The following is a 15,597-nucleotide window of genomic DNA, read 5'->3' on the forward strand; positions in this document are numbered from 1 at the left end:
GTCAGTAATATTATTGCTTAACTTCGGTTAAGGCTAATATTCTACTTTGATTTATAAGTCCTCAACTTAGGTTGGGGATTTTTTTTGCCTGATGTTTTACGTAACTAAGTGGCTCTAGGCGCATCTGCACAACTCTTAATTTTAGTCTTAAATAAATTAAAGGTTTGTAATGTTTTTATCTAACTGCAGTAAGGCCAATATTCGACTTTCAATCTTTAGAGTAAAAAATCTCAATCTAGGTTGATTTTAGGTCGGTGAATTGGAGAAAGAGCGTTGAATGATTGTGAGCCTATTACAGATTTGCTTACGCGAGGTTTTAGCTCTTATAGCATTTTATAAATGTATCTAAGAGTGCGCTAAATCATATCTTATTTTGCTAACTCAGCGTAAAATGCGCGCTTTATTGAAATTGAATCCCTTTATTGACCCCCTATTGGAGCTACTATGCCTTCTCTCATTGATATACTTGGTTGGACAAGTGTCTTTTTTTACATCGTTTTAATGATTTTTAATGGCATGAAAAATGTGCGTCTTGCTTCGTTCCTTTCGGTTATTAATGATGTGTCTTGGGGGATTTTAATCGGTGTAATGCCTAAAGTATTGCTAAATTTGGTAGTAGGTAGTGTGACGTTATACCGTTACTTATGTGACTTTACTGAACTATCTCGTAAGATGACTCGTTTTATTCTTGTTATTATGATCGCTTTTTTATTGTATGCGACGTATTTTTCTATCAATGATTATCTTGCAAATCCATCATTAGGTTTGTTACTTACTTGGGCTGATTTTGCGATTATTTTGACTGCCTTGAGTGTTAAAAAATTGCGTATCTTCCAATTTTTCATGTGGATATCGGCTTTTGTTGGTGGTTACGCTTATTACCTGTTAGGTATTGAGCAAATGATTGTGATTAAAACTATTGTGGCATTAATTATGACGCACAAGTTATTCATCCATCCGTTTTATCCTCAACTTGAAGGTAAATTACTGTTTTGGAAAAATTGATTTTTGCTATTTAAATATGATTAAATTCTATTTTTCCTGTGAAATATGCACGGGGGAGAGTGCTTAAGTCAGGCCTTTTATATTCACTATTCGGTTTTACAGTGAGTATCAAAAGGCTAATGTCTTTGTTGAGTTAAGCTTCGTTTTATTGAACATTTTATTTACCGTTAACATTTAACCTCAATATTGAACCTAAGTAATTAACGCCAGTCATTAACCTTAACCATTAACCTTAACCATTAACCTCAGCCATTTGCTCTAGCTCTCTACCTTAGTTTCAAACCTCGCAATGACTAAAACTACCGTATTTATTCAGCTTTATGCTTTACTATCATCAACCCTACAACGCACCTCAATCTTTTATTAAAGTGGTTTTATTCGCTAACCTGTATTTTTGATATTGAGATCATGAGAATAAGTACGATTTAGCTGCCTTGGGTTGATTTTAATTTTCCGGTGAATGTGGGATGATTAACTTTTTAATACTGAGTCATAAAATCATGCGCTTACTGTTGTTTATCTTTATTTTTATATTCGCATTATTACAGTACCATTTATGGTTCGGTAAAAATGGGCTGCAGGATCATCATGAATTTACACAGGAGGTTGAATTAGCTATTTCAGGCAATGCTGAGTTAACAACTCGTAACCAAATGATGTTTTCTGAAATTGACGATTTAAAAACAGGGACGGATGCAATCGAAGAGCGCGCACGAAATGAACTGGGTTTGATCAAAGAAGGCGAGACCTTTTTCCGCATTGTACCCAAGGAAGAAAATTAAATGAGTAAACTCTCTTTTTCTGCGGTGATACCCGCTGCAGGTATTGGTAAGCGAGTTGGGGCGCAGATCCCTAAACAGTATTTACCTCTCTTAGATAAAACGATTATTGAACATAGTATTATCCCTTTTCTTAACCACCCTGATATTAATAAAGTAGTGGTGTCTATCGCTAAAAATGATCAATGGTTTCACCTATTAGATCTGGCTAATCACCCTAAACTAACGATAGTAGAGGGGGGGGAAGAACGTGTGGATTCGGTGCTGAGTGCCCTTAAAGTCTTGCCTGATAGTGATTATATTTTAGTTCACGATGCAGCTCGTCCTTGTTTGCAAATACAAGATATCGATAAGCTGATCGCTCATGCAAACACCTATAAAACTGGTGCGATACTCGGTTGTAGAGTCCGCGACACCATGAAACGAACCGATCTGCATAACAATATTGAACGTACTGTCGACCGTAACAATCTCTGGCATGCACTCACTCCACAAATGTTTAACAATCAGCAATTAATCTCTGCTATAACGTCTACACAAGAACAGCGCTTAATAACTGATGAAGCGTCTGCTATCGAATTAGATGGAGCAGCGGTCACTGTCATTGAAGGGCGCAGTGATAACTTAAAAGTAACTCAGCCCGAAGATTTATTACTTGCTGAATTTTATCTCTCTAAATTTAACGCCCACAATTAAGGAATTAATATGATCCGAATTGGTCATGGATACGATGTACATAAGTTTGGCGGCGAAGGCCCAATTACCATTGCTGGCGTGAAGATCCCTTACTGCCAAGGTTTACTTGCTCATTCTGATGGAGATGTTGCTATCCATGCGCTTTGTGACGCGATACTAGGTGCATTAGCGCTCGGCGATATTGGAAAGCACTTTCCTGACAATGATGCTGCTTTCAAAGGTATTGATAGCCGAGAATTGTTGCTTGATGTGTACCAAAAAGTGAAACAAAAAGGCTATCGTTTAGGTAATGCAGATATCACCATTATTGCGCAAGCACCTAAAATGGCACCTTTTATTGATCAGATGTGTGTAGAGCTAACCCGTTTGCTCAATACTGATTTAGGTAACATTAATGTTAAAGCAACCACCACTGAGCAATTAGGGCCAATGGGTCGTAAAGAAGGCATTGCCTCGCATGCTGTGGTTATTTTGTTAAAGGATACACAATGAGTGAAATACAACCTGAAAAAATGGTTTATCCATTAGACTTTAATTACTTATATGGAAAACCTAGCAGTACAGGTCGATTTAAACAGCATTGTGAAGACTTTCGTGTTGAAGAGCATTTAGATTTTGATTTAACTGGCGAAGGCGAACATGTTTGTTTGTGGGTTAAAAAAGTAGGTGAAAATACTGATTATTTAGCGAGACAGCTGGCTAAATTTGCAGGCATCGCTGCTAAGAATGTGAGTTATGCAGGGTTAAAAGATCGTCAAGCTGAAACCTATCAATGGTTTTCACTTTATATTCCAGGCAAAGTGACTCCTGACTTCAGTACGTTTGAATCACCTGGTGTGAGTATTTTAAAGGTCATTCGCCATAATAAAAAACTTCGCACAGGCTGCCTTGCCGGTAATCGCTTCGCCATCGTTTTACGTGAAATATCAGATAAAGCAACGCTAGAAAGTGTACTAGATCAAGTAGCGCAGGGGGTGCCCAATTATTTTGGTAATCAACGCTTTGGTTTTGATGGGCATAACGTTAATGCCGCATTACAAATGTTTAATGGTCGAAAAATAAAAGATCGTTTTAAACGTGGTATCTACCTCAGTGCAGCGAGAAGTTACTTATTTAATCGCGTTATATCACAGCGTATTACTGATAATTTACAGGTACAACCTTTACTTGGTGATTGTGTACAGTTTGTTGCTAATCGATCTTTTTTTCCGTTACCTGATTTATCTGAACAAACATTGCTACGTTTAACTAAACGCGAAGTTTGTTTAACGGCCCCTTTATGGGGAGCGGGTGAACTTACTTCATCTGACGATGCAAAGGAGTATGAATTAGCGTGCCTGTCATCATTTGAAGACTTACAAAAAGGATTGGCGAAAGAGGGCTTAAAACAAGAGCGTCGACCGTTATTATTGATTCCTGAGCAGTTTAGCTATCAATGGTTAGATGAAACAACGTTAACAATAAAATTCTATTTACCTGCAGGATGTTATGCAACCAGTGTGATCCGCGAGCTTATTGATACAAGCTTATGATGAATTGGTGGCTCGGTTATTAGGTTATTCGTATAGCGACAATACAGCGTTATGGAAGAGGGGCAAGTATTGACGATTGCTCCTAACAATCATCTTAAGGATAGAACCACTGTTTGATTAGGGTATCTGAGTTTGACGTTTATATGTTGGTATCCTACTTATATCTGATTTAACGGCGAGTCAAAAATTAATTGTTTATTGCATTGGTTAGGCGGCAATTAGTCGTCATCCATTATTTTTATTTATAAAAGAGAATACTGTGAAAATATTTGCCCCACTTTATACAAAGGTAATGCGTTGGTCTAAGCATAAATACGCCCCTTTTTATTTATACTTAACCGCATTCATCGAGTCGATTTTTTGGCCAATTCCTGTTGATATTATGTTAGCGCCAATGGCTTTAGCAAAACGTCATCTTGCATGGCGCTTTGCTTTCGGGGCAACTGTGTTTTCAGTATTAGGTGGTGTAGTAGGATATTACCTTGGTAGTGCCTTATATGAACCAGTTGTGTTGCCATTTATAGAAATGATGGGTTATCAAGATAAAATGCAAACAGCACAATTATGGTTTAATAGTTGGGGAGTGATGGTTATTTTTATTGCCAGCTTTACACCGGTGCCATTTAAAGTATTTACTATTACTGCAGGTGTCATGAATATGGCATTCTGGCCATTTTTATTAACGGCTTTAGTTGGCCGCGGGTTACGTTTCTTTTTAGTCGCAGGTTTAATGGTATTGGGTGGTGAAAAAATGGAAGCTAAGTTGAGTAAATATATCGATGCGTTAGGTTGGTTGACAATTGTTGCTGTTGCTATTTTATACTTTACTTTAAAGCATTAATTTTATTGTGAAAATTATATTATTTACTACATTGTTTTTTTTGTTTTCATGCTCTTCTCCGGGAGGTAGAGCACCGATTTATGATGTGAAATCAAATAAAGGTGCGCTTAACAAAGGTAGTGGCACTTATATTGCAAGTGGTAAAAGTATTAAGCCAGGGCAAAAAAAGTATGTTGTTCAACAGGGCGATACGCTTTATTCCATTGCCTGGCGTGCGGGTATGGCAGTGAGTACGTTAATCAAACGTAATCACTTAAAAAAACCTTATATTATTAGAAAAGGACAGGTCCTAAATTTACGCGCAAGTACCTCTAAAGTGGTGGTTTCTTCGTCAAATAAGGCAAAAAATAGCACTGAAAGTTGCACAGTTCAAACCTGCAAACAAAACAATAAAATAGGGGTTGTTAAAAAATCATCGAAAGCATATTCTGCTAATGTTGTTGATGAAAAAGTGATTAAAAAGAAAGCAAACAATCACCAAGATTCAAATAATAAAGTGGCGAATTGGCAGTGGCCAACTAAGGGGAAGTTAACAAAAACCTTTGCTAACTCCCCGCAAGGAATGAAGGGTATCTCCATTTCTAACGTTCGAGGAACACCAATATATGCAGCGGCAAAAGGAAAAGTTGTCTATGCAGGTAGCGGTTTAAGAGGGTATGGAAAACTAATCATTATTAAGCATAATTATGACTATTTAAGTGCTTATGCACATAATGACCAACTAATAATAAAAGAGAATGAACAAGTTGAAATGGGCCAAAAGATAGCTGTGATGGGGGATAGTGATACAGATACCGTACGATTGCATTTTGATATTCGCTATCGTGGTAAGTCTGTTGATCCCCTCCGTTACTTACCTAAACATTAATAACGCGATCAAGTTTTTAGTAAGCAGTTAATGATTGAAATAATTTAGGAATATCAAAATGGTCCAATTAAAAAGTAATAGTTCATCAAATTGAAGCAGGAAAAAGGGAGTGCAACCATGGTAGGAACAACTTCAGTTAATTCAGAGAACACGGATTTAGACAAATATAATCAGCCAATCGTCGACGATCTTGAAATAGATAATGGATTAGATATTGAAAAAGCTGAGGCTGATGCGCCTGTAGAACCTGAACGTTATGCAACAAGCAGTGAATTTAAGGTTATGGATGCCACTCAGTTGTATTTGGGTGAAATTGGCTACTCTCCGTTGCTAACAGCCCAAGAAGAAGTTTATTATTCACGCCGTTCTCATCGCGGCGATGAAGTGTCTCGTAAACGTATGATTGAGAGTAATTTGCGTCTCGTTGTTAAAATCTCACGTCGCTATAATAATCGTGGTTTATCATTATTAGATTTAGTGGAAGAAGGTAATTTAGGGCTTATCCGAGCGGTTGAAAAGTTTGATGCAGAAAAAGGTTTTCGTTTTTCTACTTACGCAACATGGTGGATACGTCAAACCATTGAGCGCGCCATTATGAACCAAACTCGTACGATACGTTTGCCTATTCATATTGTTAAAAAATTGAATGTGTATTTACGTACTGCACGAGAATTAGCACATAAATTAACACATGAGCCAACACCGGAGGACATTGCTAAAGAGTTGGATGTATCAGCAAAGGAGGTGTCAAAAATCTTAAAGCTGAATGAGCGTATAAGTTCAGTGGACACTCCGCTTGGTCATAGTTCTGACAAAGAATTATTAGATATCATTCCAGACAGTAATGAGACAACCCCTGAAAATACATTACAAACTAATGATATGAAATTACGTATAGTGGATTGGTTAGAGGATTTAAACGCGAAGCAACGAGAAGTATTAGCAAGGCGCTTTGGTTTATTAGGGTACGAAGCGGCGACATTAGAAAATGTGGGGAAAGAGATTGGTTTAACACGCGAACGTGTCCGTCAAATTCAAGTAGAAGCATTAAAAGCACTGCGTGAAGTATTATCAAAACAAGGCTTATCTATTGAAGCTCTTTTTCAATCTTAATATTTGAAATCGATAGTTTAATTGAAATAGTTTAATTGAAAAGCTAATAAAAAACGCATCCAAAGGATGCGTTTTTTATATCCGAAGATAAATTTTATTTCTTACCTAGTGGCGGGCTATATTAACTCTGATTGAGAAAAACTAAATGAAGGATCAATCTCTCGTAACTCTTTAGCAAGCATCAACTGTGCCTTGGCATTTTCAATTTCTCGCCACTTACGAGGTTTAGGTTTACGTTTAACGGGAGTGTGGAATAGGTTGTTAATTTTGATATCACTATCATTTAATTGAATCTGTTGCATGTTATCCCCTTAACTTTACTGTCCAAGTGTGTGTGCCTGAATACAATAAGCTGATGAGATGGCATTTTTATGACAGATATATTGCACTTTTATTAATTGTTTCATTCCTTTTAAGTTGGCCGTATTTGCTTTTTATTTGTTATTAATTTGCTAAAGAGAACAATCATTTATATTTTTCTACGTTATAAATTAAGCTACTCCTCCTTGTAAACTTGATTACCCATCTTTAAAAAAATCAACATAACTGCTTACTGATAATCACGCTAAATTGATTTTTTTGTTCTACGCTGAATAGATTGTTGTTTGATGCTTCAGCTATATTTTTGCGATTCAAAAGCACAGTGCTAAAAATCACTACAATACAATATTTAACCTCAAACCATAAACTGTAAAATATTAGGAGGGGCAATGACTCACTTCCATGATCACGGTTTTACCTTTATTGAGTTAATCATTACGCTTGCTATTTTGGGCGTTATTATTTCAATATCCACGGCTTCATACCAAGGGATTCTGGCAAATCAAACCTTGCTTAGCCGCACGTCAGAAGTTTATTACACGTTACAACTTGCAAAAGTAGAAGCAATCAAACGGAATCAAAAAATTTACGTTAATTTTTGTCAACAAGGTAACATCTGGAAGATGGGGATCAGTGATACCAATCAATGTGATTGTTTTAGTACTAATTCGTGCCAATTAGATGGTGTTGAAAAAGTACAAGATCTTGCCGATGGAAAAACTATTTTTATTGATAGTTCAACATTAACTTTTACAGGGACGCAGGCATCCTATGGAGCATTACGTTTTTCAGTAGAAACTGGCACGGTTACAATTACCAATAGCGAGCAACATTCTTTATCAATCATACAAAGCGCGATGCGTTTAAGAGTCTGTGCGCCAGCCCAAGCTCAACTTGGGCATAAAAAATGTTAGTGCCAATATCATTAAAGTCTGGCTTTAGCCTTATTGAAATGCTGATTTCATTACTACTAGGTTCTTTACTATTAGCGATGATTATAAGTTTATACGTTACCAATGTCAGTGCTGGTTATAAAGGGATGAAGCTCTCTCGTTTCCATGCAGATATACAATCACTTGTAGGGATAATGGAAAATGATATTCGTCGAGCTGGATTCGGTGGTAGTGATTTCATGGTCGGTCTAGCCAATAATAAAGTTGTCGATAGTATTAATAACGGCGCACAACACTGTATTGTTTATGCTTATAACTATAATCATGCGATTACAGCTTCACCGTCTCATTTTATGGCTTTTCGTTATTCATCAACATCGCATAGTGTACAGTTTGGAAGAGCTTTGAACTCGCAGGCTATCAATTGTTATAGTAGTGGTAGTTGGGTCAATTTAACGGATCCTAAATTTCTAAAGGTGACAGAGTTACGTTTTGTGGAAAGCATTGCTTCAAATGGTCTAGCAACAATGCGTAATGTTGAAGTGACAGTAAAAGCACAGTTAAAAAGCAACAGCGAATATACCCATCAAATAACCACACAGATACAAGTCCGTAACCCCGAGTTTCATTGATAACGTTAAATAAACCTAAGTTGATTTTTTTATACCAGCTAAATATAAAAAAACGATACAATAGTGTTTTTTGAGCATGCTCTTTCACCAATATGCAATATAAAATACTACAAAAACACCCATAGGAAGTATTACTTTTGAATATAGCTGCTAAGTCTTGGATAACCTCTTATTTTGTTTGTTTCTTTTTTATATGGGGAATATTTTTACCTTTCTGGGGGATCTGGTTAGCTGAAAAAGGAGTGAGCCCAGAACAAATCGGTACCTTATTTTCATTAGGCTTGGTATTACGTTTTGTTAGTAATATTGGTTTATTACCTCGATTAAAAACTGCGAATGGGCCAATACGTATGGCCTGTTATCTAACCTTTACTATCCTCATCTGTTTATTATTAATCGTGTATTTTCAAGGCTGGTATGCGTTGGCGGCGGCAACCTTATTACTAAACTTTTTAATGGCGCCGATGGTCCCTATTGGTGACATCATTGGTACTCGGTTAGTAAAGCAAATCCAAATTAATTACGGCAAGATTCGGTTATGGGGATCCGTCAGCTTTATTGTTGGCTCAACTTTTGTAGGTTGGACGATCGGTGAGTTTGGACATGAAAGTATTCTATGGTTAATTATTATTGCCATTTTCTTTAATTATTGCCTGACGCTGATAAAACTTGATCCACAATTACAACAACAAAGCTTGCCGCCTAAAAATAAACACCATAACTTATTGTCATTATTAAAGCAGCCAACGGTTATTTATTTTATATTAGTGATGGGGCTGATCCAGGGGAGCCATGCCGCTTATTACTCTTTTAGTGCGCTATATTGGAATTCAATGAACATCTCTGAGTTTAATATTGCTTTGTTATGGGGGATTGGGGTTTTTGCTGAAGTATTACTGATGCGCTTTAACGATAAATGGTTCCATCATTGGTCTATTAAACAAATGTGTTTGTTAGCCGTCGTGGCAGGGTTAATAAGGTGGGCCGTATTAGCGCAAACAACCGATCTTGTTTGGTTATTGTTGGTACAAACATTCCACGCTTTCACATTTGCATTAGCGCATTTAGCGGCCATGCGTTTTATCGCTAAACAACCAGAGCATCTAATGGTCGGTTATCAAACTTTATATGCCAGTGTTGCTTTGGGGTTAGTGATGGCGTTATTAACGTTTATTTCTGGGTGGATCTACGCACCACAAGAAAGCACGCTTTTTCTGTGGATGGCCGTTATCTTATTACCGGTATTCCTTTTATTAAAACGATGGAACTGTGATCAAGACAATAGTATTGAACATAGTGATTAAGCGTAGAACCACCGCTCTACAACGCATTAAAAAATCTACTTTAAACTAATTCAAACATCATTATCAGTAGCGGTAGTGGTGTTTGTTAGGTTTTAAAAAATGCTGATTTATCTTCTCAAAATAAGTAGCTGCATTGAACTTTTCGCGCCTTTTATTATCCAATAGGTTGATATTAGCAAAATAACCCCCATTATATTTAGGTATTCACTTTGTTAATTGAGGTCTCTATGTTTGCACGATTATTTTTAATCTTTACGGGTGTGTCTTTACTAGAAATATTTGTTCTAGTTAAAGTGGGTGGTTTTTTAGGTGCCTGGCCTACTATTTCCTTAGTGATATTAACCGCGTTAATTGGCTCTGCGTTAGTGCGAAGTCAAGGCCTACAATTAGTTCAAAAGTTACAACAACGGATGGCTGCTGGTGAAATGCCGGGACAACAGCTGATTGAAGGTATGATGTTGATTATTACTGGTGTGTTATTAGTGACACCTGGTTTTGTAACCGACATCTGTGGCTTGTTGTTGTTACAGCCAAGCCTTCGAGCAGGCATTGCCAAGGTTATCTTAGCCAATGTTAAATTTGCTCCTCAAGCAAGTATGGGAGGATTTTCTAGCCAAGGTTTTACACAAAGAACAGCGCAAGATGATTCAATCATCGAAGGTGAATTCGAGCATAAAGAAGATAAAAAACTAGATTAATTAGTGATTGATCAAACTATTTTAATAATATTGCCTTAATATCATTATTTTAATGACATTTTTTTAACAAAAGTGTCATCATTCTTAAGTAGGATATGCACTGCAAATAATAATGAATTATAAAAGTGATAAATAGCAGAGGGATAACGATGAAAATTAGTCGTTCTAGCACGTTAAGAGTTTTTAAAAAATATCAACCTCGTCAAATTGCAAAATTTGCCAAAGGTTTCTTTAATGGACGTATTTTTATTGCTGGCTTAGGTCGCTTTAGGGTGGTAGATGGTAAAGTTGTAGCTTATAAACACCTTATTGCAGAGCAAAAAATAATGATCGCAGTAAGCGAAATAAACAAAATGGTTTTAGAGCTTTCTCAACCGAAAACGATTGCCGTTTAATTTTCAATACAATTGTTTATCTCTAAAACAAGACCAGCTTCACTAAGCTGGTTTTTTTATGCCTGAAACGAATTTTTTTAGCAATTTTTTTATCAATCACCTTGAATCATATTTTTTTGGCCCCATCAGTTTAAACAACTAATACAACAACTATATCTGTTAACTATCAAAGGAAGTCATAATGTCTATTCGTCCTCTACATGATCGCGTTATTTTAAAGCGTACTGAGAAAGAAACTAAATCTGCTGGTGGTATCGTTTTAACTGGTAGCGCTGCTGAAAAATCAACTCGTGGTGAAGTTATCGCCGTGGGTAAAGGCCGTATTTTGGAAAATGGTGAAGTAAGACCATTAGATGTAAAAGTAGGTGATACTGTTATTTTCAGTGAAGGCTACGGTTTGAAAACAGAAAAAATTGAAGGTGAAGAAGTTCTGATCTTAAGTGAAAATGACATTTTAGCGATTGTTGAATAATTGCTAACGATTGCTGTTTATTCTCTTGTTGTGAAAACAAAAATTAAAGAAAAGTAAAAGGAAAATATAATGTCTGCTAAAGAAGTAAAATTTGGTAACGATGCTCGAATCAAAATGCTAGATGGCGTAAACATTTTAGCCAATGCAGTACGTGTAACACTAGGTCCTAAAGGACGTAACGTTGTTATCGACAAAAGCTTTGGTGCTCCTCAAATCACTAAAGATGGTGTGACTGTTGCTAAAGAGATCGAACTTTCTGACAAGTTTGAAAACATGGGCGCACAAATGGTTAAAGAAGTTGCTTCTCAAACTAATGATGCAGCCGGTGACGGAACAACAACAGCAACAGTACTAGCACAATCAATCATCACTGAAGGCCTAAAAGCGGTTGCAGCGGGTATGAACCCAATGGATCTAAAACGTGGTATCGACCAAACAGTTAAAGCTGCTGTTATTGAATTGAAAAAACTATCTACACCTTGTTCTGATTCTAAAGCAATTACACAAGTAGGGACTATCTCTGCTAACTCTGATGTGGAAATTGGCGAAATCATTGCAACAGCAATGCAAAAAGTAGGTAACGAAGGTGTTATCACTGTTGAAGAAGGCCAAGGCTTAGAAACTGAGCTAGAAGTGGTTGAAGGTATGCAATTCGATCGTGGTTACCTATCTCCTTACTTCATGACAAACCAAGAAGCAGGTACTGTTGAGCTAGACAGCCCATTCATTCTAATCGTTGATAAAAAAATCGGTAACATCCGTGAATTATTACCAACATTAGAAGCAGTCGCTAAAGCATCAAAACCATTATTAATTATTGCTGAAGACGTTGAAGGCGAAGCGCTAGCAACATTAGTTGTTAACAACATGCGTGGTATCGTCAAAGTAGCAGCTGTTAAAGCACCTGGTTTCGGCGATCGTCGTAAAGCAATGCTACAAGACATTGCAATCCTAACAGCGGGTACTGTTATCTCTGAAGAGATTGGTCTAGACCTTGAGAAAGTACAACTTGAAGATCTTGGTCAAGCTAAACGTATCGTTATCAATAAAGATGAAACAACTATCATCGATGGTGCAGGCGAGCAAGAAGCTATCTCTGCACGTGTTAGCCAAATCAAACAACAAATTGAAGCATCTTCATCTGATTACGATAAAGAAAAACTTCAAGAGCGTTCTGCTAAATTAGCAGGCGGTGTTGCTGTCATTAAAGTTGGCGCATCAACTGAAGTTGAAATGAAAGAGAAAAAAGACCGTGTTGATGATGCTTTACATGCGACACGTGCGGCCGTTGAAGAAGGTGTGGTTGCCGGTGGTGGTGTTGCACTAGTCCGTGTTGCTGGTCTATTAAAAGATCTTAAAGGCGACAACGACGACCAAAATGTAGGTATTCGCGTTGCACTTCGTGCGATGGAATCTCCATTACGTCAAATCGTTTCTAACTGTGGTGAAGAAGCATCAGTAGTGGCAAGCAATGTACAAAAAGGCACTGCAAACTACGGTTACAATGCAACAACGGGTGAATACGGCGATATGTTAGAGATGGGTATTCTTGACCCAACTAAAGTAACTCGTAGCGCACTACAATTCGCAGCGTCTGTGGCTGGCTTAATGATCACCACTGAATGTATGATCACAGACCTACCAGTAGATGCACCAGCTGCACCTATGCCTGACATGGGCGGCATGGGTGGAATGATGTAGCGGTTTTCTAACCCTATACAGATTACTTTAAGTAGTTAAAAAAAGCCTGAATAGCAATATTCAGGCTTTTTTATTAGCTGTTTCTTTTACTCAAGGCTGTAAGTCTAAGGTCTCTTGCGTAAGCATAATCTTTATTTTTTAGGCAACACATCAGCTTGCAAGCTACAATTATCTATACGGACAAAGCAGATTAATTCACCGTTAGCATTACTAATAGCAATCTGTGCAGTTTACTGCTCTGCAATATCTGGTCTATCAATTTTTGGCTTTGTTGTAAACTTAACCTTGTTTATTATCTTCTATTTTAATTGATTTCTAATCGTTATCATTCACCTTAAATTTGACCTATCCAGTGATCATCACATTCCCTAAAACGGGCGTATATATATTGGACGATCTCTTGAGATAACGGGCCTGCTTTGATTATTTCAATGTTTTTTTGTAAATGTGCGATATTGACACTGCCAACAATAGCGGTATCTACTCCGTAGGTAAATACCGTAAATCGCAGGGCGAGTTCTAATTCGGACATACCAAACTCTAAAGCCATTTTCCTACGGCGTAGCCAATATTCTTCTGCGTAGTCATCGTTTGGCTGACTATCGAAACGCCAAGGCGCATTAGCGATGGGGCGTTTGGCAATCATACCTAAGCCTTGCTGTTTTGCTTCTGGCAGTTGATTATGAATAATGCGTTGGTCACAAAAATTCAATGACGCCATAATACTGTCGAATCGATTACTTGATACTGCGTATTGTAAATCCTTGTTTTCTCCAGAGTAGGCAATAGCTTTAATCTTTCCTTGCTGTTTGGCTTGATCAAGCGCATCGATTACTTGGCCATCTTGCAATACTGAAGTAGGGCAAGAGTGTAAATGAACGACATCAAGGAAGTCAGTTTTCATGGTTGTAAGCGCTTGTTCTACACCTGTAATAATACAGTCATAGGTCCAGTCTTGATGCCCTTCAACGCCATAACCCACTTTGGTTGATAATTTAAACTCATCTCGACGATGACTAATATATTGGCCAATTCGTTGTTCAGATAAACCATAGCCTTTAGCCGTATCAATAAAACCGATCCCCAGATCCAACACCTGATTAAGAATTCTCTCTGCTTGTTTTTCTTCTAATCGGCTATCACCGACTGTACCTGCACCATAACCAATGGCTGGTACATCAAACCCTGTTAGTCCAAAATTTCTTTTTTGCATATGAGACTCTCTTTAATAATTATTATTCGTAAAAAGTGTTAAATACTGTAGCCGTTTCATTAATTACATTAAGTACCGTTTGGGCCAAACTTATTCTCAATTTAAGGTAACTCTTCGCCGCGAGCTGATTCATACAATGCATACCAATCACTGCGTGATAATTGAATATTGCTGGCTTGGGCACATGCTTTAATACGATCTAAGTTAGTCGTACCAATGACTGGCTGCACTTTCACGGGATGACGCATTAACCACGCTAAAACAATCGCTTCTGTTGACACTTGGTATTTGCCAGCCAATTGAAAAACCAACCCAGTAGTCGCTTTAATATGGGCAGGTTGATCATCAATATTTCGCCCAGAGAATAGGCCTTGTGATAAGCAGCCCCATGCTTGAATTTGTACATTATTGGTTTGGCAATATTCCAACGTACCCGCTGCAAAATTAATATTATTTCCTTGCGAGTTGCCCACTAGCACACCACTTTCTAACCAATCTAATTTTGCTAAACTTATCTCTATTTGATTGTTAACTAATGGTGCATCTAAGGCTGATTGTAAATAAGCTATTTGTTGATGCTGCATATTTGAAACACCAAAATGACGTACTTTACCGCTATTTTTTAGTGCCAAAAGCGTATTAGCAACTTCATTTAACTCCATCAGAGGATCGGGACGATGCAGCATTAAAATATCCAGGTATTCCGTGTTTAAACGCGACAAAATATTATCGACCGATGAATTTATCCATTGTTTTGAAAAATCGTAACGCTTTGGTCCACTTTCATCCGAAAAGCGAATGCCGCATTTTGATTGTATATACATTTTTTGACGTAATTCAGGACGCTCTGCTAACACATGACCAAACGCTTTCTCTGCTTTCCCGAAAGTATAAATATCTGCATGGTCAAAAAGATTAATGCCTGATTCAAGAGCAGTATCGATAACTTGGTGAGCTTGTTTTATCTCATTGTCAGCGACAGGATTTTGATCCCATCCACCCCCTAATCCCATGCAACCAAAAGCAAGATCACCGACATCGCTAAGATATTTATTTAACGGTTTCATTTTTTTTGTATTAGCAAGTTCACTCATTTTTCACTCTCTTGTTGTTGCTTATCAATATGTTTAATAG

18 protein-coding genes are annotated in these 15,597 nt (G+C 37.4%); 15 read left to right on the plus strand and 3 right to left on the minus strand.

The annotated features are described in order from the left end of the window. Nucleotides 1-444 precede the first annotated feature (444 nt). From H5084_RS03020 to rpoS, 8 genes are all read left to right on the plus strand, one after another. Nucleotides 445-1,005 carry a hypothetical protein gene (locus H5084_RS03020; protein WP_028868785.1) on the plus strand — a complete coding sequence of 187 codons (561 nt, stop codon included), beginning with the start codon at nucleotides 445-447 and terminating at the stop codon, nucleotides 1,003-1,005. A gap of 500 nt (nucleotides 1,006-1,505) precedes the next feature. Further along, a complete protein-coding gene (gene ftsB, locus H5084_RS03025; protein ID WP_028868786.1) occupies nucleotides 1,506-1,787 on the plus strand; it encodes a cell division protein FtsB in 282 nt (93 codons plus the stop codon). After that, nucleotides 1,788-2,480, plus strand: a complete 693-nt coding sequence (gene ispD, locus H5084_RS03030; RefSeq protein ID WP_182689489.1) for a 2-C-methyl-D-erythritol 4-phosphate cytidylyltransferase — start codon at nucleotides 1,788-1,790, stop codon at nucleotides 2,478-2,480. A 9-nt stretch (nucleotides 2,481-2,489) separates the two neighbouring features. Then, nucleotides 2,490-2,972 carry a 2-C-methyl-D-erythritol 2,4-cyclodiphosphate synthase gene (gene ispF / locus H5084_RS03035; RefSeq protein ID WP_028868788.1) on the plus strand — a complete coding sequence of 161 codons (483 nt, stop codon included), beginning with the start codon at nucleotides 2,490-2,492 and terminating at the stop codon, nucleotides 2,970-2,972. Further along, entirely contained in the window at nucleotides 2,969-4,012 is a 1,044-nt protein-coding gene (gene truD / locus H5084_RS03040) for a tRNA pseudouridine(13) synthase TruD (protein ID WP_182689490.1), read from the plus strand. The genes ispF and truD overlap by 4 nt, the downstream gene beginning before the upstream one ends. Nucleotides 4,013-4,271: 259 nt before the next feature. Further along, the gene (locus H5084_RS03045; protein ID WP_182689491.1) at nucleotides 4,272-4,853 is read left to right on the plus strand and encodes a YqaA family protein; all 582 of its coding nucleotides are present in this window, start codon (nucleotides 4,272-4,274) and stop codon (nucleotides 4,851-4,853) included. A gap of 85 nt (nucleotides 4,854-4,938) precedes the next feature. Further along, a complete protein-coding gene (locus tag H5084_RS03050; protein ID WP_245600409.1) occupies nucleotides 4,939-5,721 on the plus strand; it encodes a peptidoglycan DD-metalloendopeptidase family protein in 783 nt (260 codons plus the stop codon). Between the two features lie 117 nt (nucleotides 5,722-5,838). Then, nucleotides 5,839-6,834 carry an RNA polymerase sigma factor RpoS gene (gene rpoS / locus H5084_RS03055; RefSeq protein ID WP_028868792.1) on the plus strand — a complete coding sequence of 332 codons (996 nt, stop codon included), beginning with the start codon at nucleotides 5,839-5,841 and terminating at the stop codon, nucleotides 6,832-6,834. Between the two features lie 116 nt (nucleotides 6,835-6,950). On the opposite strand, the gene H5084_RS03060 is transcribed toward rpoS, so the two are convergent. Beyond that, the gene (locus tag H5084_RS03060) at nucleotides 6,951-7,136 is read right to left on the minus strand and encodes a DUF3545 family protein (RefSeq protein ID WP_028868793.1); all 186 of its coding nucleotides are present in this window, start codon (nucleotides 7,134-7,136) and stop codon (nucleotides 6,951-6,953) included. A gap of 408 nt (nucleotides 7,137-7,544) precedes the next feature. Between H5084_RS03060 and H5084_RS03065 the strand changes: the two genes are divergently transcribed. From H5084_RS03065 to groL, 7 genes are all read left to right on the plus strand, one after another. Next, nucleotides 7,545-8,069, plus strand: a complete 525-nt coding sequence (locus H5084_RS03065) for a GspH/FimT family pseudopilin (RefSeq protein WP_182689492.1) — start codon at nucleotides 7,545-7,547, stop codon at nucleotides 8,067-8,069. Further along, entirely contained in the window at nucleotides 8,063-8,680 is a 618-nt protein-coding gene (locus H5084_RS03070; RefSeq protein WP_028868795.1) for a prepilin-type N-terminal cleavage/methylation domain-containing protein, read from the plus strand. The genes H5084_RS03065 and H5084_RS03070 overlap by 7 nt, the downstream gene beginning before the upstream one ends. 137 nt (nucleotides 8,681-8,817) lie before the next feature. Then, the gene (locus H5084_RS03075) at nucleotides 8,818-9,984 is read left to right on the plus strand and encodes a 3-phenylpropionate MFS transporter (RefSeq protein WP_051369133.1); all 1,167 of its coding nucleotides are present in this window, start codon (nucleotides 8,818-8,820) and stop codon (nucleotides 9,982-9,984) included. A 227-nt stretch (nucleotides 9,985-10,211) separates the two neighbouring features. Continuing rightward, on the plus strand, nucleotides 10,212-10,682 hold the full coding sequence (locus H5084_RS03080) for an FxsA family protein (protein ID WP_028868796.1): 471 nt from the start codon (nucleotides 10,212-10,214) through the stop codon (nucleotides 10,680-10,682). A 149-nt stretch (nucleotides 10,683-10,831) separates the two neighbouring features. Then, complete coding sequence (locus H5084_RS03085; protein ID WP_028868797.1) at nucleotides 10,832-11,077, plus strand: DUF1107 family protein; 246 nt, start codon at nucleotides 10,832-10,834, stop codon at nucleotides 11,075-11,077. A 181-nt stretch (nucleotides 11,078-11,258) separates the two neighbouring features. Next, complete coding sequence (locus tag H5084_RS03090; protein ID WP_025565176.1) at nucleotides 11,259-11,549, plus strand: co-chaperone GroES; 291 nt, start codon at nucleotides 11,259-11,261, stop codon at nucleotides 11,547-11,549. Between the two features lie 69 nt (nucleotides 11,550-11,618). Further along, nucleotides 11,619-13,250 (plus strand): chaperonin GroEL, encoded by a 1,632-nt coding sequence (gene groL / locus H5084_RS03095; RefSeq protein ID WP_182689493.1) that lies wholly within the window; start codon nucleotides 11,619-11,621, stop codon nucleotides 13,248-13,250. Between the two features lie 334 nt (nucleotides 13,251-13,584). Here the strand turns inward: groL and H5084_RS03100 are convergent, their stop codons facing one another. Then, a complete protein-coding gene (locus tag H5084_RS03100) occupies nucleotides 13,585-14,463 on the minus strand; it encodes an aldo/keto reductase (protein WP_182689494.1) in 879 nt (292 codons plus the stop codon). 101 nt (nucleotides 14,464-14,564) lie between these two features. Next, nucleotides 14,565-15,557 carry an aldo/keto reductase family oxidoreductase gene (locus H5084_RS03105; RefSeq protein ID WP_182689495.1) on the minus strand — a complete coding sequence of 331 codons (993 nt, stop codon included), beginning with the start codon at nucleotides 15,555-15,557 and terminating at the stop codon, nucleotides 14,565-14,567. Nucleotides 15,558-15,597: the final 40 nt, after the last annotated feature.

It is taken from the genome of Psychromonas sp. SR45-3 (genome assembly GCF_014163575.1).
GTDB classification, from domain to species: Bacteria; Pseudomonadota; Gammaproteobacteria; order Enterobacterales; family Psychromonadaceae; genus Psychromonas; species Psychromonas arctica.

Coding starts and splice junctions, on each gene's coding strand:
- ispF (WP_028868788.1), top strand. CDS start 2,490: ATGATCCGAATTGGTCATGGATACGATGTACATAAGTTTGGCGGCGAA.
- H5084_RS03105 (WP_182689495.1), bottom strand. CDS start 15,557: ATGAGTGAACTTGCTAATACAAAAAAAATGAAACCGTTAAATAAATAT.
- H5084_RS03070 (WP_028868795.1), top strand. CDS start 8,063: ATGTTAGTGCCAATATCATTAAAGTCTGGCTTTAGCCTTATTGAAATG.
- H5084_RS03060 (WP_028868793.1), bottom strand. CDS start 7,136: ATGCAACAGATTCAATTAAATGATAGTGATATCAAAATTAACAACCTA.
- H5084_RS03085 (WP_028868797.1), top strand. CDS start 10,832: ATGAAAATTAGTCGTTCTAGCACGTTAAGAGTTTTTAAAAAATATCAA.
- H5084_RS03090 (WP_025565176.1), top strand. CDS start 11,259: ATGTCTATTCGTCCTCTACATGATCGCGTTATTTTAAAGCGTACTGAG.
- truD (WP_182689490.1), top strand. CDS start 2,969: ATGAGTGAAATACAACCTGAAAAAATGGTTTATCCATTAGACTTTAAT.
- H5084_RS03065 (WP_182689492.1), top strand. CDS start 7,545: ATGACTCACTTCCATGATCACGGTTTTACCTTTATTGAGTTAATCATT.
- groL (WP_182689493.1), top strand. CDS start 11,619: ATGTCTGCTAAAGAAGTAAAATTTGGTAACGATGCTCGAATCAAAATG.
- rpoS (WP_028868792.1), top strand. CDS start 5,839: ATGGTAGGAACAACTTCAGTTAATTCAGAGAACACGGATTTAGACAAA.
- H5084_RS03080 (WP_028868796.1), top strand. CDS start 10,212: ATGTTTGCACGATTATTTTTAATCTTTACGGGTGTGTCTTTACTAGAA.
- H5084_RS03100 (WP_182689494.1), bottom strand. CDS start 14,463: ATGCAAAAAAGAAATTTTGGACTAACAGGGTTTGATGTACCAGCCATT.
- ftsB (WP_028868786.1), top strand. CDS start 1,506: ATGCGCTTACTGTTGTTTATCTTTATTTTTATATTCGCATTATTACAG.
- H5084_RS03020 (WP_028868785.1), top strand. CDS start 445: ATGCCTTCTCTCATTGATATACTTGGTTGGACAAGTGTCTTTTTTTAC.
- ispD (WP_182689489.1), top strand. CDS start 1,788: ATGAGTAAACTCTCTTTTTCTGCGGTGATACCCGCTGCAGGTATTGGT.